This window comes from Fimbriimonadaceae bacterium, assembly GCA_023957775.1.
GTDB lineage: Bacteria > Armatimonadota > Fimbriimonadia > Fimbriimonadales > Fimbriimonadaceae > JAMLGR01.
Genome location: JAMLGR010000008.1, coordinates 1 through 24,730, shown reverse-complemented (window position 1 = coordinate 24,730; position 24,730 = coordinate 1). Strand labels below are relative to the sequence as shown.

The 24,730-nt window shown below is 67.1% G+C and carries 22 protein-coding genes and 1 tRNA gene; 10 read left to right on the top strand and 13 right to left on the bottom strand.

All coding sequences use genetic code 11. The features are described 5' to 3' along the window. Window positions 1-4: 4 nt before the first annotated feature. Together M9921_08295 and M9921_08290 are read right to left on the bottom strand one after the other, a co-directional pair. Entirely contained in the window at window positions 5-457 is a 453-nt protein-coding gene (locus M9921_08295) for a cyclic nucleotide-binding domain-containing protein (GenBank protein MCO5296842.1), read from the bottom strand. Between the two features lie 141 nt (window positions 458-598). After that, window positions 599-1,360, bottom strand: coding sequence for a hypothetical protein (locus M9921_08290; protein MCO5296841.1), 762 nt, complete (start codon window positions 1,358-1,360; stop codon window positions 599-601). 63 nt (window positions 1,361-1,423) lie between these two features. Between M9921_08290 and M9921_08285 the strand changes: the two genes are divergently transcribed. The 3 genes from M9921_08285 (at window position 1,424) to M9921_08275 (ending at window position 2,633) form a co-directional block, all read left to right on the top strand. Beyond that, window positions 1,424-1,498 (top strand) — tRNA-Gly (locus M9921_08285). A gap of 172 nt (window positions 1,499-1,670) precedes the next feature. Beyond that, on the top strand, window positions 1,671-2,321 hold the full coding sequence (locus M9921_08280) for a dienelactone hydrolase family protein (GenBank protein MCO5296840.1): 651 nt from the start codon (window positions 1,671-1,673) through the stop codon (window positions 2,319-2,321). 90 nt (window positions 2,322-2,411) lie between these two features. Continuing rightward, window positions 2,412-2,633 (top strand): hypothetical protein, encoded by a 222-nt coding sequence (locus M9921_08275; GenBank protein ID MCO5296839.1) that lies wholly within the window; start codon window positions 2,412-2,414, stop codon window positions 2,631-2,633. Between the two features lies 1 nt (window position 2,634). Here M9921_08275 and M9921_08270 read toward each other — a convergent pair whose 3' ends face one another. The 5 genes from M9921_08270 to M9921_08250 all read right to left on the bottom strand — a co-directional run bounded on the left by M9921_08270 (window position 2,635) and on the right by M9921_08250 (window position 11,313). Next, window positions 2,635-3,414, bottom strand: coding sequence for a hypothetical protein (locus M9921_08270; GenBank protein ID MCO5296838.1), 780 nt, complete (start codon window positions 3,412-3,414; stop codon window positions 2,635-2,637). Between the two features lie 110 nt (window positions 3,415-3,524). Next, a complete protein-coding gene (locus M9921_08265) occupies window positions 3,525-4,601 on the bottom strand; it encodes a zinc-ribbon domain-containing protein (protein ID MCO5296837.1) in 1,077 nt (358 codons plus the stop codon). Then, window positions 4,598-9,652 (bottom strand): hypothetical protein, encoded by a 5,055-nt coding sequence (locus M9921_08260; protein MCO5296836.1) that lies wholly within the window; start codon window positions 9,650-9,652, stop codon window positions 4,598-4,600. Before M9921_08260 ends, M9921_08265 begins: the two co-directional genes overlap by 4 nt. Next, on the bottom strand, window positions 9,645-10,733 hold the full coding sequence (locus tag M9921_08255; GenBank protein MCO5296835.1) for a hypothetical protein: 1,089 nt from the start codon (window positions 10,731-10,733) through the stop codon (window positions 9,645-9,647). Before M9921_08255 ends, M9921_08260 begins: the two co-directional genes overlap by 8 nt. Window position 10,734: 1 nt before the next feature. Further along, on the bottom strand, window positions 10,735-11,313 hold the full coding sequence (locus M9921_08250; GenBank protein ID MCO5296834.1) for a hypothetical protein: 579 nt from the start codon (window positions 11,311-11,313) through the stop codon (window positions 10,735-10,737). Window positions 11,314-11,719: 406 nt separating this feature from the next. On the opposite strand from M9921_08250, the gene M9921_08245 reads away from it, so the two are divergent. The 7 genes from M9921_08245 to M9921_08215 all read left to right on the top strand — a co-directional run bounded on the left by M9921_08245 (window position 11,720) and on the right by M9921_08215 (window position 19,118). Further along, a complete protein-coding gene (locus M9921_08245; GenBank protein MCO5296833.1) occupies window positions 11,720-12,739 on the top strand; it encodes an extracellular solute-binding protein in 1,020 nt (339 codons plus the stop codon). 21 nt (window positions 12,740-12,760) lie between these two features. Then, window positions 12,761-14,218, top strand: a complete 1,458-nt coding sequence (locus M9921_08240) for a hypothetical protein (protein MCO5296832.1) — start codon at window positions 12,761-12,763, stop codon at window positions 14,216-14,218. Then, on the top strand, window positions 14,215-14,820 hold the full coding sequence (locus M9921_08235; GenBank protein ID MCO5296831.1) for an ATP-binding cassette domain-containing protein: 606 nt from the start codon (window positions 14,215-14,217) through the stop codon (window positions 14,818-14,820). Before M9921_08240 ends, M9921_08235 begins: the two co-directional genes overlap by 4 nt. 180 nt (window positions 14,821-15,000) lie before the next feature. Beyond that, window positions 15,001-15,699, top strand: a complete 699-nt coding sequence (locus M9921_08230; GenBank protein ID MCO5296830.1) for a hypothetical protein — start codon at window positions 15,001-15,003, stop codon at window positions 15,697-15,699. After that, on the top strand, window positions 15,696-16,499 hold the full coding sequence (locus M9921_08225) for a zinc ribbon domain-containing protein (GenBank protein ID MCO5296829.1): 804 nt from the start codon (window positions 15,696-15,698) through the stop codon (window positions 16,497-16,499). The genes M9921_08230 and M9921_08225 overlap by 4 nt, the downstream gene beginning before the upstream one ends. Then, window positions 16,499-18,094, top strand: a complete 1,596-nt coding sequence (locus tag M9921_08220; GenBank protein MCO5296828.1) for a hypothetical protein — start codon at window positions 16,499-16,501, stop codon at window positions 18,092-18,094. The genes M9921_08225 and M9921_08220 overlap by 1 nt, the downstream gene beginning before the upstream one ends. 73 nt (window positions 18,095-18,167) lie before the next feature. Next, window positions 18,168-19,118 (top strand): NmrA/HSCARG family protein, encoded by a 951-nt coding sequence (locus M9921_08215; GenBank protein MCO5296827.1) that lies wholly within the window; start codon window positions 18,168-18,170, stop codon window positions 19,116-19,118. Between the two features lie 3 nt (window positions 19,119-19,121). Here the strand turns inward: M9921_08215 and M9921_08210 are convergent, their stop codons facing one another. The 6 genes from M9921_08210 to M9921_08185 form a co-directional block, all read right to left on the bottom strand. Next, window positions 19,122-19,826 carry a biotin--[acetyl-CoA-carboxylase] ligase gene (locus tag M9921_08210; protein MCO5296826.1) on the bottom strand — a complete coding sequence of 235 codons (705 nt, stop codon included), beginning with the start codon at window positions 19,824-19,826 and terminating at the stop codon, window positions 19,122-19,124. Continuing rightward, complete coding sequence (nadC, locus tag M9921_08205) at window positions 19,823-20,635, bottom strand: carboxylating nicotinate-nucleotide diphosphorylase (GenBank protein MCO5296825.1); 813 nt, start codon at window positions 20,633-20,635, stop codon at window positions 19,823-19,825. The genes M9921_08210 and nadC overlap by 4 nt, the downstream gene beginning before the upstream one ends. A gap of 38 nt (window positions 20,636-20,673) precedes the next feature. Further along, on the bottom strand, window positions 20,674-21,162 hold the full coding sequence (locus M9921_08200) for a hypothetical protein (protein ID MCO5296824.1): 489 nt from the start codon (window positions 21,160-21,162) through the stop codon (window positions 20,674-20,676). An 86-nt stretch (window positions 21,163-21,248) separates the two neighbouring features. Continuing rightward, window positions 21,249-23,063, bottom strand: coding sequence for an aspartate--tRNA ligase (gene aspS / locus M9921_08195; GenBank protein ID MCO5296823.1), 1,815 nt, complete (start codon window positions 23,061-23,063; stop codon window positions 21,249-21,251). 31 nt (window positions 23,064-23,094) lie between these two features. Next, window positions 23,095-24,144: a sigma-70 family RNA polymerase sigma factor gene (locus M9921_08190; protein MCO5296822.1), complete on the bottom strand. Its 1,050-nt coding sequence runs from the start codon at window positions 24,142-24,144 to the stop codon at window positions 23,095-23,097. A 71-nt stretch (window positions 24,145-24,215) separates the two neighbouring features. Continuing rightward, window positions 24,216-24,730: hypothetical protein (locus M9921_08185; GenBank protein MCO5296821.1), on the bottom strand; the 515-nt coding region annotated here is incomplete at its 5' end.

Here is a 24,730-nt window from a genome sequence, read left to right as displayed (position 1 = left end):
CCACCTAGACGAAGCTTGCTTCGGCGAGCCTCGTCGTGGCCCGAAGTTTCTGGCAGAGGATTTTCGCCAGGTTGAGCACGAACTGGGCGCGCAGCTCGGGGGTGTCGCGCAAGGCGTCCAGCAGGCCCTCGCGGAAGGCGAGCACCTCGGCCGGACCGCTGGCAAGGACGTTGGCGGATCGCCCTTCCCCGTCGATGAACCCCACTTCGCCGAGAAGCGCGCCCGCCTCGAGCACTGTGATGAGATCGTGCATGGAGTTGCGCACTTCGCACCGACCCGCGAGGATGACCATGAGTTCGCTGCCTCGCTCGCCGTGGCGGACGACGGGGGCCCCGTCGGCAAAGGACTTGCGCTCGGCCATCGCCAAGAGCCGCTCCATATCGGGGTCGCCCAGCCCGTCGAACAACGGACACTCGCCCGCCCGCCTCAACATCTCCAGAGTATCGTCGCTGCTCACGTACCGATTATGACCGCGTGGGCAGAATATGGGAGTGCGCGAGCTTGCTCGTCGCCCTGTCCACGAGCGGCTTGCCGCGAGTTCCGTTGGCCGAGCAAGCTCGGCTGGGAATGGCGACGCGCAAGCGCGCGCACTCCCATATCACCTCTCCAACAAGAATCCGGTATCCCGAGGAAAGATCAGCCAGGGCGCGGCGATCTTGCGATCCACTTTGAGTGCGCCGATGTCCAGCGGCCGCCCGTCGGCGTAGCGGACGTCCGCACCCAACTCCTCGGCCATGAGGGCACAGGCGGCCATGTCGTACAGCTTCTCGCTCAGGCCGATGAGTCCGCGAAGACGCTGCCTCAGCACGAACGTCCCGTCGACCACGAAGGCGCCCGAGCACCGCATCTTGCCAGGCAGGGCGTTTCGCGGGCACGCCTTGACGACATAGTCGCTGTAGCTCACGAGTTCGGACGCCTCGATCGGCCCCGGGGGAATGGGAGCAAGGGGTTCGCCATTGACGGTCACGCCACCGCCCCGCGCGCACAGATACAGCTCGTCGAGATCGGGAAGCATCACCGCCCCCGCTTCGATCCGATCGCCCACGATCAGGGCGATGCTCACGCCCCACAGAGGCGACCCGTAAGAGTAGTTGGACGTTCCGTCGATGGGGTCGAGCACCCACAGCCCGCCGCTTCCCTGTTCGGCAAACCCGAACTCCTCGCCCCAAAACGTCGAGTGCTCGACGAGGGTGGCCAGATCGCCGCGAAGGTAGGTCTCCACCTCGCGGTCCCCGTTCGTGACGATGCTCCCGTCGGGCTTGAGTTCGCGCACCATCCGCGGCCGAGCCTCTTGGGCGATTTCTCCCCCACGCCGCGCGGCGTGTTCGAGGCCTTCGAGGAGCGCGGTGGGATCGATCACGCCCCGATTATGCCCAAGCCCGCTTGCGCGGCGCGAGAAACCGGGGTATAAAGAGTCTCCCGTGCGGGAGTAGCTCAGTGGTAGAGCATCTCGTTGCCAACGAGAGGGTCGCGGGTTCGAATCTCGTCTCCCGCTCCAGTTCTTCTTTGAGTTTCCCAGGGTTGTCCCCGCCTGGGCGTCCTCAGAAATGATCACTTGCGCTCCGGCGCGGTCCGCTCCAATCTAAAGATGTGTCCGAGGCCGGTCGTGGCGGCGGGCGCAAGCGAGTCACCATCCGCTGCGATCGACGGCCTCAAGGAGGCGCATCGTCATGCTGAAGCTCAACCAAGGGGACGTCGTCCTCCACCTGAGCACGGCGAGACTGCATGGGTGGTACCAAGAACCGACGAGGGACAACCCCGTTGTCGTCTTCGCCCAGGCCAACAGCGGCACCCGCCACAGCGCGAACGACCGGTTCGTGGCCGAACAGCTCATCGAGGCGGGATTCGGCACGCTCCTCTTCGACCTCCTCACCGAGGAGGAAGATCGGGCCTACCAGAACCGCTCCGACATACCGCTGCTCAGCAGCCGCCTGGTCGAGGCGGTGCGCTGGTCCGAACTCGCGACGGTCGGGGAACGCGTCCCCATGGCCCTCTACGGTGCGAACACCGGAGCCGCAGCCGCCCTGGCGGCCGCCGAAACCCTCGGAACCGAAATTCGAGCGCTCGTCTCGCACGAGGGCCGGGTGGATCTTGCCGCCGGCGCGTTGCCGCAGGTGAGGTGCCCCACGCTCTTTCTCGTGGGCGGACTCGACCTCGAGGGGGTGCTGGCTACCCGGGATGCCATGCAGCGCATGCCCTCCCAAACGGTGAAGGAGATGCAGGTCGTACCGGGTGCCACGCCGCTCTTCGAGGAACCCGGGGCGCTCGCCCGAGCCGTCGAGCTTGCACGCGACTGGTTCCGAACCTACGCGGTGCGGTAGTCCGCCCCTTCGGAGGGCGCCGCACTTGCCCGGAGCCGGCCAGGCGTCTACAATTGGAACAGGGGCACCTTGCCCCAACGGAGGTCCGCAATGAGAAGTCCCGCTTCGCATCTCGAGATCCTCGAACGAGCCGACGGGGTGTTTTTGGCTCGCTGCCCAGAACTTGGGTTGAACGCCGAAGGGGCGACGGCCCAAGAGGCTGAATCGGCCCTCCTCCGGCTGCTCGACGAGCGCACCGAACAGCTTGGGGGCATGGCCTCGCCGCCCGCGCTGGAGTCCGAACCGGACGCCTTGCCCGACGCCGACGAGTAGATCAACGCACTTTGTGACGAACCGTTTGCACGTGGGAAGCACCCCACTCCTCAAGCATCCGCTCCAACTCTGCGATCGGTGTCCGCCCTGGAGTCTCGGTCAGGGCGAGCACCGCACCCCCTCCCTCAAACACTTGGGTGAGTGCGGCAGCCTCGGACGCTGCGACTCCGGCTCGGAAAAGACTCGCACGCAGGGCGACCACCGGGTTGTCCGGATGATCGGACACCTCTGCGGACAGCATCTCCGTCGCAAAGGGCCCATCGCCGGCAATCAAGGCGCGCCCCATCACGCCCAGGGTGAATGGACGCGCGGCGCGCGTGCCCTTCCTTGCCCTCTCGCCAAACGCAGGCGAAGGTGGCCGCGACGCATCGACGGTGCCGGCTCGAGCGAACCGCTCGGCATCCTCCAGCTCGTCCTGCCCGTACCAACGCCCTTGGATCGGCTCGGCTAAGTTCTCCGCCACGTCTTGCGCCTCGTCCATCTCCTCGACGCCCGAGACGTCGTCGTCGTAGGAATCGGTCCCGATGCCGGCTCCGATGGAGGATTCGAGGCCTTCGACCCCCTCGCGCTCCGCCCGGTTGCGGCCCAGGCGCAACTCTTCCAGATGCGTCTGCCCGGAGTCGATCAGACGCCGAGCCCGCCTTTGGTCTGCGACTGCAGAACCCCTCGCCCGGGAAGCGAGACCCAAATCCTCGCTCGCGATCCCCATCTCCAAGAGCGCGCCGAACGCCCGTTCGGCGTCCTCGCGATCCTCGAAACCACAGAAGAGAACCCATGTCATCGTTGCACCTCGGCTCCTTCCCCAACCCTATTGTGCCACCGGCAGGGCGCGCGGGGTGTCCTGCCTTTCGCGTCCATGAGACCGCACGGAGATCCTCCGAGCACGCCGGTCTATGCCCTACGCACGGGGGTGCCGCAGTTGCCGCAGAACTTGGCTCCAGGGCGCAGCGGCTGGCCGCACTCGCGGCAGAATTTCGGTCCGGGTTGTGTTGGGGGTTCCGACTCCGGTGATGCTTCAGGCGCCGGTTCCGGCACCACGGGCGCCTCGGGTTCTGCCGGGACGCCCGGAGTCCCGCTTGCCGCCGACTGTCCTGTCTCGTCGGCGGGCTTCCCGGTGGTCTGCGCCCCCAACTCCGCCTGCACATCGGCCCTCGCGGTGGCGGCCAACGCATCCTCCAACTCCTGCTCCGAGAAGATGACCCCGTCCCACACCTGGGTTCCCTGCAGGTTCATCGGCAGACGACGGCCCTGCACGTCCAAGAACGGGCAACCGTCGGGATCCCCACGCAAACCGCCGTCGGGATCGTCGGGATCGATCCAGAACAGCTTTCCCGCCCTCATCCAACGCGCGAGGTCGAAGTCGAAATCCTCTGGCTCCCAACCGCTCGAGTGCCACGCGTTGCGTCCCTCGAGGGTCTCGAAACGGTACAGCCCCGTGCCCCACGTGTCCACCCGCTCGAGATCCCAAGGGATGGGGTTCGCGAAGTAGAAGATCGGGAAACCCGTGTGGGCACCGATCGGAAGCGAGGTGACCACCGCGCGCACCGCCGTGTGGCGCAACACGCGCGGCACCACGAACGGCACTTCGGGGCCCGGCTTGCACAGGAGGGGAATCGCCTCGCGATCGGAACCCAGCTTCACGGCTCCCGTGAGTGCGAAGAACGTCGGGGGCAACGTCTCGATCGGCCGCGCAGGGGAGTCGAACGCCCACCACAGGCCGTCGAGGCCGTACGGGTCGATCGAGTGATGCACGGCCTCTTTCGAGAAGGGACAGCGCGAGAGCATGGGACGAGGCGTGCCTTCGACGTACCGGTCCCAAAGCGCTCCCAACTCGGCCACCGTCTCCGGTTTCGCGTCCGACGTCTCCTGCTCCGAGCGCATCCGCTCGAGGGCCTCGAAGTAGGCGTCCAGAAGCGTGCGTCGCGCCGAGGCGTCGTAGGCTTTCGGATTGGAGTCGCGCAATCTCACTGGTCTCCCTCCTCCGCTTGATGCCGCGACGACGCCGTCGCCGACTGCCCCGCCTGCTGGCTTGCGTTGAAGGTGTCGGGCCGCGCCCACTGGTTGTAGTTCTGCGAGTCGATGTTGCCGTCCGAACGGATGCGGATCAAGGACTCGCCCGGCTTGCCGTCGGACCGGGTGGTCGCATGGGAATCGAGGATCTTCGTGTCCACGGTATTGGCCTTCTCCCACTTGGACGCGGCTCCGTCGGGGCCGGGCTCCCGGCTCAGGTTGCTGTAGTCCCACTGCCGATGGCCGTCGTGTTGGGCGTTGAACGGCGGCTTCTTGAGATCGGCCATCACCGCATCGTACTTGTCTTTCGGAATCGGCCCGCCGTCTTTCGACCTAACGTCGAACACGTCGTGGTCGCCGGTGAACGGCTTGCCGTCCGGGTGCAGAAGCACTCCCTTATCGTCGACGGTGTAGCCCTTGGACTTGAGGTCTGCAATCTCCGACTGGTAGTTGTTGAACTCCGCCTTGCGCTGCTTCCACCGTTCGAGAAGATCGTTGTACTGCGAACTGGACAGGTCGCCTCGGGCCGGTTTGCCCCCTGGGTCGAAGTAGCCCGCCTTGCCGAGGTCGGCCGGATTGCGGCCGAGCTGAATGTCAAGCTCGTTGATCGTCTTCATCTTGATCTTCTCGGGCTTGGGATGGGCCCCCGCCTCGAGCAGCGCCTTCGCCGCCGGGTTCGTCGGGCGAAGGTAGATGTCGACACCGTGTTTGGCCGCGATCTCCTGCGCGGCTCGAACGTTCGCGTCCGGCATGCCCGCGAGGTCGGGCGGATCGTCGCTGGGCCGATACTTCGTCGAGTCGGGATCGTCGTCTCCATCGCTCCGGGCGTGGGCCGGAAGATCGCCGCCCATCGCGGCCTTCGTCTTGTGCCCGATGCCCGTCGTGATGATCTCTTCGGCCAGGTCGCGCAATCCGTTCAGCACGGATTCCTTCAGCGAGAACGGATCGCCGTTGGGCTTGGTGGTGACCTGGTAGCGAAGGAACCGGACCTCCCAGTAGATGAGGCACGCCATGCCCGCGGCCTTGCGGGGCTCGCCGTACTCGAGCATGCCCTTCATGAACAGCTTTTCGAGGTTCGCGACCTGGCCGAGCCCCACGTCGAGAGCCATGCCCGGCGCCCCCGCGATCATTCCCTCCATCCATTCGTGGGCCCACTTCTCCGCGGACTTGCCAGCGAAGACCGCGTTCACCAGGTCGGGGATCGCTTGGTAGAGGATGCCCACGGCGAAGTCGCCGGGGAACGGGACCAGCACCGACGACATCCCCTGCACGATCAGGCCGCAGAGGTAGTTCACCCAATCAAGCGACGTCTCGACCGCTTGATACACCCGAGCGCTGGCCAAGTAGCTTTCCGCTTCGAGCGCCAGCGCCGCGCGCGCGGCGTCCCAGATCTGGTGTCGGAGGTGGTAAAGCCCCTCGGCCCCCAAGGCCTTGGCGTCCCGCTCGATCATCTGCTCGAACCGGGTCCGAAGATCTCCCTCGGGCAGGTACTTGAGGATCTTCCGGCAGTTCTCTTGCTCGGTCCGAATCAGCTCCGCCTCGGCCGAAGCGGGATCGACCGGCGCCACGAACTTCTGCCTCACCTCGAACAATGCGGCGAGGTCGGAGGGCCCGCACGCCGCACGGAGCGTGCGGTAGGCGTCCAGCGGCTCCGCGGCTGGAATCATGATCGCCTGCTTCACGGACCAAACCGCCGCCCCGTCGGGGCCGGTCCCCTCGTGGCGCACGAACGCAAGCTCGACCTGCGCGCCGACGAACGTGTTCGCCCCTCCCTGCGCGTCGCCGTCCTCCCACGGCTCCATCTCCAGGTTTTGAAGCGCGTCGGGGTTGCCGACGAAGGTCTTCGCTTCCTCGTCGTAGTCCAACACCCGGACGCGAAACTCGGTGGCAGGCTGCGTGTCGGGATCGAGCGGCAGGGTGATGGTCGCCGGCGTCACGCTCAGACCGATCATGCCCAGGGTCAGCGCCACATCCACGGGGTCCGTGGTGATCTCCTCGCCCTCGGGAGTGGTCGCGGTGCCGGTCAGGGTGAGAGTCCCCTTGCGTGGGCGCAGATCCCCGACCCCCAGTTCGCTGCCGCGGAGCGTCAGCGTGAACGCGTTCTTGCCCGTCACCTCGGGTGGACCTTCCGGCTCGACCTCCCCGATACCCGTGATCTCGACCTTGAGGCCCCACTCGAGGTCTCCACCGTCCTTGATCTTCGCGTGAACTGCGACCGGCGCCCCACCCGCGCGCAGGCCGACGGACTGCTCCTCGACCTCGAGCGAGGCCTTCCCGCTCAGGTTGATCGTCAGGTTCTGGGTCAAGGTCGAACCCGTGAGGGTCGCTTCGGCCACGATCTGAAGGGTGGGGTCGTTCAACGTCGCCCCAGCCGCGCTCTCCGACATCTTGACGTTGTACGTCCGGAACTCGCCGTCGCTCTCGGCCTCCTCGATCGTCGCGTACTGGGCGTTGCTGCCTTCCGCGCGCACTTGCAGGTACTGGTTGAGCTGGTTGCCCCCCTCGCCCCCATACAAACTCATCTTGGAAGAGTCCATGGGGATGACCCGCACCTTGAACTGCGCCGCGTCCTTGAAGTCGCACACCAGGGTGTCTTTGATCGGCACCATCTCGATGAACCAATCCGGCGGATCGATGACGATGCGGCCGCCCTTGCTCAGCACACCCACGAGGGGCACCTCGCACGAAACCTCCACTTCGGCCGAGAAGGGTGGCGAGGCGCCCACGTCCTCCAAAGGCACGAGGGGCGCGATGGGGATCTCCTTGCCGTCGCCCGTCACGTACCCCTCGATCTCGCCGGGTCCTCCCACCCACGTCGCCTGTTCGCCCGTGACGACGAACCGGATGTTGGGCGCGAGCTGTCGGGTCTTCTCCAACTGCGCCGCGGGGTCGAGCGCAGGATCGTTGCACTCCACGAACGCGTAAAGGGCGCCGTTGGACTCGTTGGCCTTGACCTGGACCTCGTTGTCCATCGAGATCGCGTAGTCGCCCTCGACCTCCATGTTGATGCGGCACCGTGCGGTGATCGTGCCGCGCGGACTTTGGACGCTGGCCGTGATGTAGGCGATGTTCGGGCCCCGCCGTTCCGACGGGTCCTCGGGTACTTCGACGTAGAACCTGCAGGTCGCGCCCGAGGAGTCGGCCTCGACCGTGGAGGTGAACCAGTCGACGATGTTGCCCGTGACGAGCATCTCGATCGCCGCGTTCATGGACATTTCCTGGTTGGAACACTCGTCCGGATCGGGGCCAGACACGTTGACGTGGGCGCGCACCACGTCCTCGCCGGACTCGGTCATCGTCATCGTGTAGGGATCGAGGGTCAGGCTGTACGAGTACTCGTCCTCCTCTCCCTCCTCGTCCGTGTCGTCGGTGCCCAGCGCGGACCCGACGGCGGCCGCCTCTCCCGCGGGCTTGCTGTGCTCGAGGAGCCGTCCTCCCTCGGTCTTCCAGTAGTCGTCCGGGTTGCCCGAGAACTCGTCTTTACCGGCATCGTCCGCGTGCGCCACCAGGGGGTGGAGCCAGTCGATCACGATCATCACGAAAAGCCCGAACACGCCGCCGAGAAGCATCGTCGCGGCCGTGCCCTGGGAGAGCCGCGGTTTGCCGGCCACAAACGTGACCCAGACCCCGACCGCCGCAAGGGCCGCCCCAAAGATCAGGAGCTTGTCTGCGGGAATTCTGCTCGCAAGGTAGAAGCCTGGCGACACGCCCACCATCGCCATCTGCACCACGCGCAGATCGACCGGCACCTTGCCCTTCAGGCCCGCCACCGAGGGCGCGGCCACCCGCCGGACAATCCCGTACAGGAAGCGGGCCACGTAGTATCCCGGCTTCCCCGCCCCCATGAAGAGGAACCCGACCGCCATCATCAGGTTCGCCTGAGGGTTGACCGCCAATCGGCTGCCGACCAGGAGCGCGGCCCCCGCGCCGAGCGCCATCGCCCCCCATCCGAGCTTGCCCGTGGACTTCAGCCGAGAAATCAAGGCGAACGGCGAGCGCAGGGTCCCGATCACCCCCTTCAGCGGCCCGCGACTGATCGCTCCCTGGACGAACGACCCGAGCAGCATGCCGCCCATGCCCCAGATGTACGCGTAGGAGTTCCCGTGCTTGCTCTGCGTGAGGAACAGCCAAGGCGACCACGGGCCGCCGTCGTCCCGGATGCCGTTGTTCTCGTAACCCGTCCAGTACGCGTGCAGGTACGTCGCGGCGAAGTACGACACCGCAAACATGATCGCCCTGGACAGCACGATGCGGAAGATCATCCGCGGAAGCGACTTCGCCGTAGACTTCAGCTCTTCGCGCGTGCTTTCCGCGACGGTCTGGGCGAACTTGCGCGCGGGCCCGACGGTGGAGGTCGTCTCCCGGGGCGGCTCCGCAGGCGCCCATTGGCCGCCGTCCCATCGCAGCCAGCCGCCGGTTTCGGGCGAGAGTTGCCACCACGCCCCCTGCTCGTCCACCAAGCGCAGTTTGGCGACCCGATCCTCGAACTCCTCGGCGCCCATCGCGCCCTTCTGGTGCTGCTCGAGAATCCCACGGTACAGCTCTTCGAACTCGGTGAAGGCCGATGGGCGCACCGCGGGCCGGCCGTCGGCGCCGCGACGCGGGGGCTCGGCCTCCTGCCAGGCCTTGCCGTTCCAACGAAGCCAGGCGCCCGAATCGGGGTGGACGCTCCACTCGCTGCCATCCGCCTCGCGCACGCGCAACGCACCCGCCGCCGCGGCGTACGCCGCGTCGTCGATCTGGCCCCCGTCTCGCTGGGCTCTCAGGAACCTGAATCGGGCGGCGAGATCGTCAAACGCGTCGCCGTGGGGATCGCCGGCCACCCACTGGGCTCCGTCCCATCGGAGCCACGTGCCGTCCGCGCCGAGCTGCCACGTCGCGCCTGCGGAATCGGTGGCTCTCAGCGCGCCAAGCGACGCCTGGAAGGCGGCGGCATCCAGCCTCCCCGCGGCGTGCTCCCGTTCGAGGTGGGCCAGGTGCTTTTCGGCTTCGCGAAATGCATTAGCCATGGGGCAAGGCCTCCTTCGAAATCCGGACCGGGCCCTTGAGCGTCGTCAGCCACATGGTCCCGTCCGAATCCCGCTGGATCGACGTGATCTCGTTGTGAGGGAGCCCGTCGCTTATGGTTCGGACGAGGGTCGCTCCCCCACGACCCCGGATCGCCAGCCCGTCGCTCTCCGAGCCGAACCAGACGCGGCCCTCCGCATCGACGCCGAGCGAGCGGACCTTGGCGCCCGCGAGCCCATCGCTCTTGTGGAGAACGGCCTTGGCGACAAGCGGCCCCGAACACGGAAGCAAAGCCGCGCCTCCCTTCTCGAGCTGGCCCGTGGCCACCCAAACCCAGCCCGGCTCCGGCTCGACGAAGGACTGGACGTACGGGTGCGGGAGCCCCTGACCCACCGTCAGGGTCTCCACCTCGCCACGGACAATCCGGGCCACGCCGCCCTTTGGGTCGGAGCTCGAACCGACCCACAGCGCTCCGTCCGAGGATTGGAACAGGACGTTCACGATCGGCGAGGGCAACCGTCCCGCCCACGGGAGCGGTCGGAACGTGCCGTTGGCGAACTCCACCAGACCCGCCCCGGTGCCCACGTAGAGTTGCCCTCCGGTCGCGAGCAAGGCGTTCACCCGCTTGTTCGGCAGGCCGTCGCGCTCGCCGAACGAGTCCCTGCGGCCGTTCGCCAAGCGGATCAGCCCGTCCACGTGCCCAATCCAGAGCGCTCCCTCCTGGTCGACCGCGAGACTCCGGACATGGATCGCCGGAAGCCCGAGATCCACTCGGCCCAACGACCTCCCTGTGGCACGGTCAATTCGAAACAGCCCCGACTTGCCCCCCACCCAGACCACGTCGTCTTGAACGGCCAGGCACAGGCTGGCACCCGGCTCGGGCGCAAACGCCCACCCGTGCGGCAACGGCACGCGCGGAGATTCGGGCGCGCGCCGGTTCGCCAGGCTCCCCACCGCCGCAAGGGCGACGAGGACGATCAGCAGCGGCGCGTTCCTCTTGGTCGCGTGCCAAAGGCGCGGCCTGAGGTCCCGGTTCTGGCCGGGCCCGGGGGTGGAGTCCCAGGCGCGCGGGGGCTGCTTCATCTCATGGGACCTTTCCGACGCGTCGGAGCGGGACGGTCTCGACGCTGCCGTCCGGCGTCACGACGGTCATCATCAACCGGGTCTTGGACAGCAACTCCATGGTCACCGGCATCCGGGTTCCATCGCTTCCGATGAACGACCCGGCCAGCTTGGAAGCCGAGGTGGCACGGAGGTCCAGATACCCCTCCTCGGGGTCGGGAATTTGGCCGACCAGTCGGTTGCCCCGCCGCACGATGCGCAGCAGGTCGGTGGAGGGGTCCACCTTCGAGCCGTCATCGGGCAGCCACTGGCCCAGGAACGCATCGCCGTTCGCCGTCGGCGGGGCCTCCGGCGGAGTTTCGGGTGGGGTGGTGACCGGGGGAGCCTTTGGGGGAATCGCAGGGGTTGATTTCGGAGGGGTTTTGGGCGGAGTGGCGGGCGGGGTTTTGGGGTTCGCCGGCACCTTGGGCGGAGTGACAGGCGGTTTGGCGGGCGTCTTGGCCGGCGGTTTGCCCGGGGCGGGCTTCGGCGCCGGGTCGGACGGCTTTTCGGGTGCAACGGGCGTTTCCGCGGCGGCAGGATCGTCCTTGGGCTGGTTCATGAACCACCAACCACCCCCTGCCGCCGCGACGACCACCGCCGCAAGCACGCCAACGAGGACCGGGCTACGGCCCGATCTCGGTGCGGGCCCGGCCGGACCAGGCACCGCGGATGGGGGCGCCGCCGAGCTTTGAGGAGGCGGTGCGACCGCGTGCGCAGGCGGCTGGGGCGCCGGTGGCGCTGGTGAAGCGAAGGGCGACGGAGGAGCCGAGGAAGCAGCAGACGGCGTCGGAGGCGCGGGGGGATCCGCGCTCACGCGTTGCCCGCACTCGCTGCAGAAGGTGTCGCCCGGATTCAATCCGGCTCCACATCCCTCGCAGAATTTCGCTCCCACGTGCCCTCCCTCGAGGCCACGCCGGAATCGCCAAGATGCCCGGCGCTCCCCTTGTTCGACTAGAATCAAGTCGATGCTCGCCCCTACAGTACCCGTGCGGCATGCACTGTTGCTTGCCCCCGTTTTTGCCCTCATGGCGCTTGCCGCAACTGGGTGTCGGACTGGCTCCACCCCCACGGAGGAGGTGGTCGTCTACACGTCCGTCGACCAGGTCTTCGCCGAACCCGTGCTGAAAGCGTTCGAGGACGAAACCGGCATTCGCGTCAAGCCGGTGTTCGACGTCGAGGCGACGAAGGCGGCCGGCCTCGCCACGAGGATCGAGGCCGAAGCGGGCCGGCCCGCCGCCGACGTCTTCTGGAACGGCGAGTTCGCCCAAACCGCGCGCCTCAAGGCGAAGGGCTTGCTCCAGCCCTACTCCTCGAAGGCGGCGGCGAAGTTCCCCGAGGCGCTGCGCGACGAGGACTCGGAATGGACCGGGCTCACTCCTCGACTCCGGGTCTGGATCAGCGGCTCCGGTTTCGAGCCAAGGCCCATTGGGATCGACGAGATGCCCGATCTCGACCTCCCCGGGGAACGCATGGCGGTCAGCAACCCTCTGTTCGGAACCGCGAGTTTTCAAGCGGCGGCCCTGGATGCGATCCTCGGCGAGGAGGGGACTCGGCGCTACTACGACGCCCTGGAGAAGAAGGGGATTCGGGTCGTCCCGGGCAACTCGGTCGTCCGCGATCTCGTGGTGGCAGGACAGGCCACCCTCGGACTGACGGACTCCGACGACGCCTGCGGGGCCGTGCGGAAAGGCGCAAAGGTCCACGTGTTCCTGCCCAGGCAGACGTTGATGATCCCCGCGACGGTGGCGATCGTCAAGGGCGCGCCCCACCAAGAGGCCGCTCGAAAACTCGTCGACTTCCTGCTCGGCCCGAAGACCGAGGCGATGTTGGTGGAAGCCGGGTTCTGCCAATTGCGGCTGCACGAGGGTTCGCCCGAGCCTTGCCTGAAACTCCCCCAACCCGATCTGTACGACGTGGATCTCGCGACGATCGCCGACCACCTCCAGCGCACGAGCGCGACGCTGCGCGAGCGATTCCTGCGATAGGCGCATTACACTGGAGGCGGCGTGAGGAACTTGCCGTTCGGCTTTGGTCTCGCCTTGCTTTGGAGCCCCCTCGTGGCGCTCGTGCTGGCGGGTTCTGGCGGGCCTTCCGGAGCCGGGATGTTGAGCGCTCGCCAGCTCGGTCTGCTCCTTGAATCCCTGGCCTACGCGACCTCGGTCGGCGTACTCGCCTCGAGCCTCGGTCTGCTCGTTGCGCTGCGCCTCTGGCGCATCGGCGCGACTCGCCGCCCGTGGGTTCAGGCCTTGCTCGCGGCGCTGATGGCGCTGCCCGCGACGGTGGTCGCGACGAGTTGGATGGGCATCTCAGGGGGCTTCGGACAGTGGTGGACCCAGGGTTGGGCTCCGGCCACCCTCGTCCAAACCCTCGTGCTCTTGCCATTGGCGGTGGGAGTCCTGGCGCTCTCCTTCGAACGGCTGGACGGGGAGGCGTTGGACGCCGCGCGGGTGGCACGCTCCGTCCAGCCTCTCTTCTGGCGAGTCCTGGTGCCGTCCGTCTGGCCCGCGTTGGCCGCGGCCGGGAGCCTTGCGGCCTTGGTGGCGCTGGGCGACTTCACGGTGCCCTCCCTCTTCGGCGCCAACCCCTACGCGCTCGAGATCTTCGCGATGTTCAGCGCGGGCGAGGACGCGGTCTCGGCTTCCTGGCCCCTGTTCGTCCTGGCGCTTCCCTTGGCCTGGATCGCCGGGCGTTGGACGTCGAGCCTTGTGGCATCCCGCACTCCCCGGCGCGCCCAGCCGCCGGCGTTGCCGGGCCCGATCGAGCTTCTCGGGCGGGCCGGCGTCTCCGTCGCGGGCCTGGCGTTCCTCTCGGCGCTGCTGATCCTGGTGTTGCAGTCGCGCTCCCTCAGCGAGGCCGCAGCGGCAGCCGCCGGCTCTGTGGATGAGTTGTGGGCGACCCTTCGTTTCTCGACGGTGGGCGCGCTGCTCGCCTTGATAATCGGCGCGGCGACCGCACCCTTCCTGGCGCACCGGGGCGGGCCGCTCGCCTGGGCGTTGGTGCTGGCCCCGGTGGCGATGCCGCCCGCACTGGTCGGGATGGGGCTGGCGCGCGTGGGTGCCCTTGGGGCGGCAGGCATCGATCCGGCGCTGGCCATCGCCGTTCGCTTCGGCCCCTTCGCCGCAGCGGTGCTCGCGCTTCAGTGGGCGAGAATCGACCCCTTGGTGCTCGATGCGGGACGGGTCTTCGCGACCCCGCTCCGTCGGGCGAGGGGCCTTGGGCTGCCCCTGTTGGCGAGCGGGCTTGCGGCAGCCTTCGCTCTGTGCTTTGCGATGGGTCTTGGCGAGCTTGGAGCGTCGCTGCTCGTGGTTCCGCCAGGACAGTCGACGCTCAGCATCCGCCTCTACAACCTGCTTCACTACGGGGCCTCCGAGGACGTCGCGGCGCTCGCCCTGCTGCTTGCGGCCCTGCCCGCCGTCGTCGTGGCGGCGGCGACTGCGAGCTTCGCCCGGAGGCGCGTAGGATGATCGAGGGGAAAGGCCTGAGCAAGGCGTTTGGGACGGTGCCAGTTCTTCGGGAACTCACGTTCCGCTTCGAGACAGGGAAACGCGGCGTGCTGCTCGGGCAATCCGGCACGGGCAAGACCACGCTGCTCCGGCTGATCGCCGGTTTGGAACTTCCCGATTCGGGGAGCTTGTGGATCGATGGGAACAACATGCAAGGCGTTCCCCCCCACGCCCGTGGAATCGGGTTCCTGTTCCAGGCGCCGGCCCTTTGGCCGCACATGACTGTGCTGCAAAACGCGCTCTTCGCGATGGAAGAGCCGGACGAGCCCCGCGTGCGCGCCCTGCTCGCCCGTGTGGGTCTCGGCGAGCTCGCCGATCGCTTTCCACACGAGGTCTCCGGGGGCCAGGCCCGCCGTGCGGCGTTGGTGCGGGCCCTGGCTCCGCGCAAGCCGATCCTCCTGCTCGACGAGCCGTTTGCGCATCTTGGGCACGGTCCGATCGAAGCGGTCTGGGAGTTGATCGACGAGGAGGCCGCCACATGCGGCGCGACCGTCGTCGCCGCCGTCCACGAGTCCCAGGAAGCCGAACGCTGGGGCGGCACGGTCGTGGACCTCAACCGCTGAGGTATACCAAGGGTGGAGGAGGCATCGGCGGTGAGAACCTGTCCGACCTGCAAGTCTGAAGTTCGCGAAGGGGCGAAGTTCTGCGGCTCCTGTGGAGCTGCGATGGGGACTTCGACCCCAACCCCACGACCCGCACCCCAAGTCCAGGCCGTACCCGCCCCAGGTGTTCCCAAGTATCTGTTGCCGCCGCGCGGCGCCGTTGCAAGCGTGGCGGCCGCCTCCCCTGCCCCTCGGGCCGCCGTGGCTGCGGCGGGCACCGTGCCCCTGTGGGAGCTCCAGCGCTCGCTGATGGGCCTCGGCGACACGCTCAGCGTGAACCTGGGCAAGGTGCTCAAACCCTCCACCGCTTTCGGGGCGACGGTCCACCGCATGCTTCGGGCGGCCTTGCTCGACGCCGACGTCTACCGCGAGGCGGCCGCTAACGCCTCCCGCACCACGGAAGCCGCCGCGGTGGCCGCCGCCTCGCTGGCGTGCGTCGCCTGCGGGACTTCGTTCCTCGCCATTCTCAGCTCGCTGAACCTCATGTTCTTGCTGACCCTTTTGGCCGTGCAGGCCATCTTCTTCGTGGCGTTCGTGGTCGGTGCGGCCCTGCTCGCCCCATACGTGGTTGGGAAGAAACAGGATGCCCTCGCGCTGGGCCGCTCTCTCGCGTACGCACAGTCCGTCGGGGTACTCGGCATCGTGCCCGTGGTGGGCCCGTTCTTCACCCTTTGGAGGCTGGTGACCATGACCGTCGCCATCAAGGACGGCGCCGGAGTGCCCGGAGGCAAGGCGGCCCTCCTGATGGTCGTGGGGATCGTCTGCGGCATCGTCGCCGTTCGGTTGTTGGCGCCGATCGTGCTCGGCACCGCGGGCGGTTGGGGAGGTCTCGTACTATGACGTGTGCGAAATGCGGCGCCCAGAACCTTGAGAACGCCAAGTTCTGCGACCGTTGCGGGGCGAAGCTCGAGACACCACCCCCGCCCGCGCCCGCACCGACGGAACCGGCGAAGCGTTTCTGCAGCGCGTGTGGCACTCCGCTGAAGCCCGCGGCCAAGTTCTGCGGATCCTGCGGGGCGCCCCAACAAGGGGCTGCCGCGCCGCAGGAGCCCGCACGGCAAACCGCCGCTGCGCCATCTCCCACACCCCAAGCCGCTCCGGCCCCGCCAGCGGCAGCGGCGCCCCGACCCGCGCCCGCGTTCCAAACGCAAGCGCCCCCTCCGTCCGCCTACCGGCCCCCCGCCCCGGCGGGACCGAGCCATCCGCCGTCGGCCCGCCCGAAGGGCAAGGGCTGCCGGACCGGATGCATCGTGCTGGTGGTGCTCCTGGCGCTGCTCGCCGTTGGGGCGTACTACGTGTGGAACAACGTGGTGCTCTCGAATCCGGCGGCCTTGGTGGGCACCTGGAAAGTCGAGGGCGGCAAATCGGACCTCACGACCGAGAAGTTCTCTTTCGAGGCGGCCGATGGAGGTGCAAAACTGGTCCAGGACGGCCCCGAAAAACTCCCCTTCGACATCGTGCTGAAGCCCGAAGGGGGACGCGTTTTCAAGGCACGGGTCACCAACCCCGCGGACAAATCGAAGTGGGTGGACATCACCGCGGAACTTGAGGGCTTCACCACCCTGAAGCTCAAGGCCGAGATGCCGGACGGAACGACCGAAGAAGCGGAAGCCACCCGGGTCCTCGGCTCGGACAACTGATGATTGAAATCTTACGCCGCCTGGCCTTGGCCGTCGGCACCTTCCTCGGCCTCTGGCTGATCGTCCAAACGCCGCCCGTCCTTTACAGGGTCCGCCCGACCGATTGGAACGCCGAGCGCGACCGGATTCAAAGACGGGGCGAGGGCGTCAAGGAGACGATGGCCGGCCTCGTCCCCGATGAAGACTTGCAGGGCATCGACCTGGCCCCGGAAACCCGGGGCTCCCTTCAAGAGCTGATCGTCAAACAAACCGAGGGGCGCACGACCCGAGTGACATCGCCCGCGTGGCAAGGGTTCTTCGACGCCGTCGCGGAAACGGTCTCCGGGAGCCCTCCCAGCCCGGCGTGGAGGGCGCGGATGGGTCGCTCCTTTGCCGATGAGGAGCTCTTCTTCCGTCCCGACGAGGGCCCGCTGCCAGAGTTGGCGCCGGTGTTTGCAGGCGAGGCGATGTTCCGCTACGTCCAAGTGTCGGGAGCGGACGGAACGCAGTACCTCGCCGTCACCAAGGTCGAGACCGGGGACGCGCTCGGGACGGCGCCGCTTTCCCTGCTCTATCCGAATCGAACTTGGGGATTCGGCCTCCTCGCCGCGACCTTGCTCGTCTATGCCCTCCTGCCCTGGCCGAAGCTGGCCGGCGAGTCGATGCGGTACTCGCGGGCACGCTCGGCCGTGATCCCCGACATGATGGCCGCGTTCATGGGTGGAATCTTCTTCGTGCTCCCGGCCTTCATCATCGACGCCAACGGCTACGGAGCGGGGTTGTTTTCCCCCGGCTGGGTCTTCCTGACGCTTGGGATGTGGTTGATGGCCGCGATCATGGCCGTGATCTGGCCGTTCGCCGCGCGCTACACCGCCACCTCCGCGGAGTGGTTGGATGGCCGGCTGATCTTGAGAGATCTGGGCCGAACCGCCACGGTCGGCCCGGGGGAGATCGAGCGGATCCAAACGTCCTGGATCGACCGCTCGAAAGTCAAGCGAGCGCTGATCTTCCTCTCCCTCTTCAGTTGGCGGGCGATGGGCCCCGCGCTCCTCGCTTCGGAGGGCGAAACCGCGCTGCACGTCGTGCTGAGAGACGGCCGGGTGTTCAGCTTCGGCCTGACCGCTCTCTTGGGCGCCCCCCAGTTGGTGGGGCGCTTGAGCCGCGCGGGGGTCGAAGTGGACCCCGACGTCTACGAGCAGCTCGAGATCGAACCCGATTCGCCGGAGTTGGCCGCGCCCTTTCCGCCACCGGGCAAAGGGGTCGCCGCCGCCCTCGTCCTTGTCCTCGCGGTCGTTCCCCTCGGCGCGTTGGCCCTCTCTACCAGGCCGTCGGATCCTCCGACGTTTGCAGACGGAGAAGTCTCGGCCATGCCCTATCGGTCCACAAAGGAGAAGGCCTGGGTGCCCTCTCCCGCGCTAATGCGCCTGGAACGCGAGACGCTCGCCCGAATGACCTCGCTCAAGGGCCGCATGAACGAGTTGGAGCAGCGCGTGAAGTCCACCGCGGGCGAAGAGCGCGCGGCGGCGTTGAAGGAGTTCAATGCGTGCTTTGAGGAGATCCGTCGTCTCAGCGACGCTTTGGACAGGGCGCGCGCCGACGAGGGGGCGCCGAAGTGATGTCTCAGCGCGCCCGGACGTAGCAGCGTATTGAGGCCTGGTCCATGCACCAGTGCCAAGGAGCCACCGAACCATGTCCGACAAGAAAGTCATCGCTGTGATCGGCGCCACCGGGACGCAGGGAGGCGGGCTCGTCGCCGCACTCCTCGAAGACCCCGAGGGCCCCTTCGTCGCGCGCGCCATCACCCGCAATCCCGAATCCGCCAAAGCCAAGGAGCTGACCGCGAATGGCGTGGAGGTCGTTGCGGCCGATCTCGACGACGTCGAGAGCCTAAAACGGGCGTTTTCGGGCGCTTACGGCGCTTATGGAGTCACCAATTTCTGGGAGCACTTCTCTCCGGAGAAGGAGTTGAGCCAAGCACGGAACCTTGCCGTTGCGGCCAAGGCCTCCGGCATCCAGCACTTCGTATGGTCCACGCTTGAGGACACCCGCAAGTGGGTGCCGCTCGACAGCGACCAGATGCCGACGTTGATGGACAAGTACAAGGTGCCGCATTTCGACGCGAAGGGCGAGTCCGATGCGATCTTTCGGGAACTGGGCGTGCCGACCACGTTCTTGCTCACTTCGTTCTACTGGGACAATTTCATCCACTCCGGCATGGGACCTCAGCGCGGTCCCGACGGCAAACTCGCCATTGCGTTCCCGATGGATGACAAGAAGCTGCCGGGCATCGCCGCGGAGGACATCGGCCGCTGCGCCTACGGGGTGTTCAAGGAGGGCCCAAAGCTCATCGGCCAAACGATCGGCATTGCAGGAGATCACCTCTCGGGGCCGGAGATCGCGGAGTCCCTAAGCCGCGCCATGGGCGAACACATCGGCTTCCATGCGATCAGCGCCACCGATTATCGAGGGCTCGGATTCCCGGGTGCCGACGACCTGGGGAACATGTTCCAGTTCAAACGGGACTTCAACGACGATTTCCGGGCAGCCCGAAGCGTGGAGCGGGCGCGAGAGCTGAATCCGAAGCTGCAATCGTTCGCGGAGTGGGCCGCCAAGCACAACGAGGAGGTCCCGGTCCCGTAAGGGCTAGCCGAAGATCGCGTCGGCCGCGAGGACCGTCATCGACTCGCCGGCGACCGAACAGAGAAGCTCCCCGTGGGGCCCGATGCCCAACGCGACGGCTTCGCGCCCATCGGTGAGGCGGTAGTGCTTTCCGGGGGTGTCGTCGAAGAGCCCCCAGATCGCCTCCAAGGACTGCCAGCTCTCCGGCTCGGGAGTCTCGGCGAAGCGACCCAGGATCGCCCGGGCCACCTCTTCGGGAACGAAGGGGCCTTCGCGGTGGAGAGCCAAACTGGTCGCGATCTTTGCGAGCGGTTCGGGGAACGTCGTCTGGTTGAGGTTCACGCCGATGCCGACGACGGGAACCCGTCGGCCCCGGGAGTCCTCGACGATCTCGACAAGAATGCCGCCAAGCTTGCTCCCCTGAAGCACCAGATCGTTGGGCCACCTGAGCTCGGAGTGCAACGCGCCCGCCACCGCGACCGCCACGGCCATGCCCACCAACCACGGTTCGCCGTGGTCGGAGTACGCGGCCATCGCCAGCGAGAGGTTGAGGGACGCCCCGGGCTCGCTGATCCACTCCCGATCGAACCGTCCTCGGCCGCGCGTTTGATGCAGCGCGAGCACCGCGCCGACCGGTTCCCCCGTCCTCAGGGCATCGGCGACGACGGTCTGCGTCGATTCCACCTCGTCCAGCACCAGGAACGGGCCGTCGTCCAGAGGGTTCTTCACGACAACTCCAGATGGAAGGGCAGCGCCGGCGCCGAGTGGGTGAGCGCACCGACGGAGATGTAATCGACGCCCGTCTTCGCCACGCCCTTCACCGTGTCGAGCGTGATGCCGCCGCTGGCTTCGAACACGCACGCCCCGGCGAACTTCGTCACGGCCTCGCGCATCATGAACGGATCCATGTTGTCGAGCAGCACGATGTCCGCACCCGCGTCCACGGCCTCCTCCACCTGCTCGATCGATTCGCACTCGACCTCGATCTTGGTCATGTGGGAGGCGACGGCGCGCACGCGGCGCACCGCTTCGGCAATGTCCCCGGACGCGCGGATGTGGTTGTCCTTGATCATCGCGCCGTCGAAGAGGCCCATGCGGTGGTTGCAGCCGCCCCCGCACCGCACGGCGTACTTCTGCAGCGAGCGGAGCCCCGGAAGCGTCTTGCGCGTGTCCGCAATGCGCGCCTCGGTTCCCTGAACGCGCTCCACGAAGGCGCGCGTGAGCGTCGCCACGCCGCTGAGGTGCATGGTGAAATTGAGTGCGGTTCGCTCCATCGAAAGCACGCGCAGGGTGGATTGCAGCCCCTGCGCCACGCGGTCTCCCCGCTTCACCGCCGAGCCGTCGGCCATCAAGATCGTCACTGCGGCCTCGTCGGGGTCGTTGCCCGTCGGGCCAAGAAGGTGGTCCACGATGCCCATGCCGCACAGGACGCCATCCGCCTGCGCTTCGATGAACCATTCGCTGGTTTGATCGGGGTCGATGCACGGAGCGGTGACGTCGCCGAATCCCACATCTTCCTGGATGGCGTCGTCAACCACGTTCCACCATCCGGAGGGTTCGGGGGAAAGCCAGGGTCTCACAAGTGTTCGATGTTTACCCGACACCGAGCCGCAAGTTCTTCGAGGAGCGTTTCGTAGGGCACTTCCATGCCGTTGCGGGTCCATCCCACGGGGACGCGGATGCGGCCCGCCACGATGTAGGCGTGCGGCTTGACGTGCACGCTGCCCTGCTCGAGAACGAGCGTCGCCCGGTCGTTCTGGACCTTCATCGACTTCACCGTGTCGTACGCCACGCTCTTCGATCCCGACGGTTTGACAACCTCGAACTTCTTTTCGTGCAGCACGTACTCGGTGGCCTGCGCCTGATGGTGCGCAAGATCGGCGAGCGCGCTTCGTCCCATTTCGAACAGCGCCCCGGCCGCGTCCTTCAGATCGCGGCCCACCGTGCGCTGGCCCTCGCGCCGCACGAGGCTCTTCCCCTTTCGAGCGGCTTCTTTGCGAATGTCCTTCGCACCGCTTTCCAGCCACCGGATCGCCTCACCGGGTCGGTATCGGATGGGTTCCATCGGTAACTCCGATTATAGGCCTTGGGGGTTGGGCCTTGGGTCCTTTGGATTGCCACGCCCGCGGGGACGTCCCTTGGGCGACGGTCTTACCGAAGCTTCAGGCCGAGCTCCTTCCACTGGGCTTCGTCGATCGTGCTGGGGGCGTCCATCATCGGGTCGTAGCCGTTCCCGATTTTCGGGAAGGCCATGACCTCGCGGATGTTGTCGTCGTCCGTGAGGATCATCACGAGGCGGTCGATGCCCGGGGCGATGCCGCCGTGCGGCGGAGCGCCGTAACCGAACGCGTCGAGCATGTGCCCGAACCGCTCCCGCTGCGTGGCTTCGTCGATGCCCAGCAGGGTGCATACCCGAGCCTGAATGTCCGCGCGGTGGATTCGGATCGAGCCCGAGGCCCACTCCATGCCGTTACACACGATGTCGTAGCAGTCGGCGCGGATGCGTCCGGGGTCGGAGTCAAGGTAGATGAGATCCTCCTCCTTGGGCCCGGTGAACAGGTGGTGCACCGCCTCCCAGCGCTTCTCCTCCTCGTTCCACTCCACGAGCGGGAAGTCCAGCACCCAAACGAAGCACAGCTTGCGCTTGTCCCGCAAGCCCGTGCGCTTGCCGATCTCGTTGCGGAGCCTGGCGAGCACGTTGTTTCCCGCCATGTACTGGTCCGCCACGAAGCAGAGCAGGTCTCCCGGTTCCGCTTCGGCCGCCGCCAGGATCCGCTCCAGCTCTTCGGGCTGGAAGAACTTCGCGATCGAGCCCCGCACCGCGCGGCCGTCCTTCGCGACATAGGCGGGATCTTCCCCAGGCTCGGCGTCGACCGCCAAGGTGGCAAGGCCTTTCGCGCCGAATTCGCGGGCGAACTCCTCCAGGACGCCGACCTCCTTGCGGGAGAGCGACGCTCCGCCCGGATAGCGGATGCCGCGCACCATCCCGCCTCCCTCCACCGTCCGCGCGAACACGGAGAAGCCGCAGCGCTCGGCGATTTCGGTGATGTCGAAGAGGGGCAATCCGAAGCGCAGGTCCGGTTTGTCCGTTCCGTACAGGTGGACCGCCTCGTCGTAGGTGAGCCTTACGAACTCGGCGACCGGCTCCTTGTCGAGCGCGAACCCTTCGATCAACTCGTTGCAGACGGATCGGGTGAGGCCCTCGGCAAGCTGCAGCACGTCCTCCTGCGTCACGAACGACATCTCAAGGTCGAGTTGGGTGAATTCAGGTTGCCGGTCGCTCCGCTGGCTCTCGTCGCGGAAGCACTTGGCGATCTGGTAATAGCGCTCGAGGCCCGCCACCATCAGAAGCTGCTTGTACTGTTGGGGGCTTTGGGGCAGCGCATAGAACTCCCCGGGCTGGAGCCGGTAGGGCACGAGGTAGTCGCGCGCCCCTTCGGGGGTGCTCTTCGTGATGATGGGGGTCTCAATTTCGAGGAACCCCCGCTCGTCGAGATACGCGCGGATCTTGCGCACCGCGGCGGCGCGGATCGAGAGGCGCCGCACCATGGCCGGGCGGCGGAGGTCGAGGTACCGGTGTTTGATGCGCAGCTCCTCGTTGACCTGCCGCATCTCCTCTTCTTCGCTCAGCGGGAAAGGCAACGTCTTGCAAGGTCCGAGGATCGAGTACGCGGCGGCGACGATCTCGATTTCGCCCGTGCCCATCCGCGGGTTCTTCGCTTCGGCCGAGCGCTCGCGGACTTCCCCGCTCACGCTGAGGCACGTCTCGGGCTTCAACTCGCCCAGGTTGGAAAAGTGCGATGGATCGAGGAGCAACTGCACGAGTCCCGAGCGGTCGCGCAGGTCGACGAAGAACAGCCCTCCCAGATCGCGCACTTTGTGCACCCAACCGTTCAGGACCACCGTCGAACCGACGTCGCTCAGGCGCAGGGCGCCGCAGGAATGCGTTCTTTGGACGAAACTCATCGAGAGACGAAGGATACCGGGTTCCCCGCGCTCACTCGATCACTTCGAGCAGCCGCCTCGCCCGCGAAGGGTGTTTGAGCTTCTTGAGGCTCTTCTGCTCGATCTGGCGGATTCTCTCGCGCGTGACTTGGAAGCACCGGGCGACCTCTTCGAGCGTGTGCGCGCGGCCGCCGTTGAGGCCAAACCGAAGCAGGATCACCTCGCGCTCGCGCTCGCTGAGCGTGCAGAGGATGTCTTCGATGCGGCGGCGCAGCATGGCGCGGGCCGCGGCGTCCTGGGGCGTCTCGGTTCCCCTCTCCTCGAGAAACTCGCCGAGGGAAGCATCCTCATTGTCGCCGACGGGCGTTTCGAGCGAGAGCGGCTCGGCGACGGCCCTCAGGAAGTCGCGCACCTTGTCCGCGCTGATGCCGAGTGCCTGGGCGATCTCGTTTTCGGTGGCCTCGCGTCCCAGTTGTTGCTGGAGCTGCCCGGCGCAACGAACGAGCCGGTTCACGGCTTCGAGGGTGTGGACCGGGACGCGGATTGTTCGCCCGTGATCGCTGATCGCGCGGGTGATCGCCTGCCGGATCCACCAGGTGGCGTAGGTGCTGAAGCGGTAGCCCTTGCGGTAGTTGAACTTCTCCACCGCTCGGATCAGGCCCATGTTGCCCTCTTGGATCAGATCCTGCATCGAAAGGCCGCGGCCCAGGTAGCGCTTGGCGATGCTGACGACGAGCCGCAGGTTCGCCTCGATCATCGCACGCTTGCATTTTTGGCATCCCGCCTCGGCGTGCCGCGCCAACTCGACTTCCTGCTCGGGGGTGAGCAGCGAGATGCGGCCGATGCGCTTGAGCCACATGCGCACCGAGTCCTCGACCCCGTGCGTGTCGGGCTCCAGTTCGGCGGCACCCTTCTGCTCGAGCTCCTCGATCTCCTCGGGAGCCGGCTCGGCATCGGGCAAGTCCCGCGACGAAGCGCCCTCGGTGGACGAGTCTTCGACGATCCGGCCCCCTGCGTCGAGGAACTGGGCGGCCAGCGTCCCTCCGAGCCCCCCATCGACGCCAAAGGAGGAACCGACACAATCCGTTTGGTTCGAATGCATTGAGTTTTCGCGGCCCTACCCCAAGCCGCACCTCTCACTCTAACACACGTTTTGCCCAATCCAAAAAAATACTAGGTTGCAAACGGATCTTCGGGTTCGGAGGAGGGCTGCCTTGCGATCGAAATCCGCCCCCCATCGCGTATCTCCTCGAGATAGCGCTCCGTCTCGCCGCCTTCGATGATCTGCCGGATTCTTCGATCGTGGCGACGCTTGAGCAACTCCTGATAGGCGTCCTCCAGAACGGCCAGGCTGGCAGGTGCGAGCGCATGCTCGGCGATGTCCACCAGCACGTCGGCCGCGCTCTCGGGTTCGATCTGGGCCAACCACAGCGCCGGCTCTCCCTGGGGCGCGCCCGACCCGAAAGAGTTGCGGACCGCCGCCGCGGTGGCATCGCCCACTTGGGTGAAGAACAGATCCGCCTCGAGGAGGACTTCCCAGGCGCGATCGCGCAGGCTCTCGTCGAGTAGGGCGTGCAAGACCGCCTTCTCGGCCGAGGAGAGCGCAAGCGCCGGGGAGACGGCGGCGACGACCGGCGCGGGTCCCGCGCCTTTGGCCTTCGGGGTCCGACCCGCGTCGCGCGCACGCT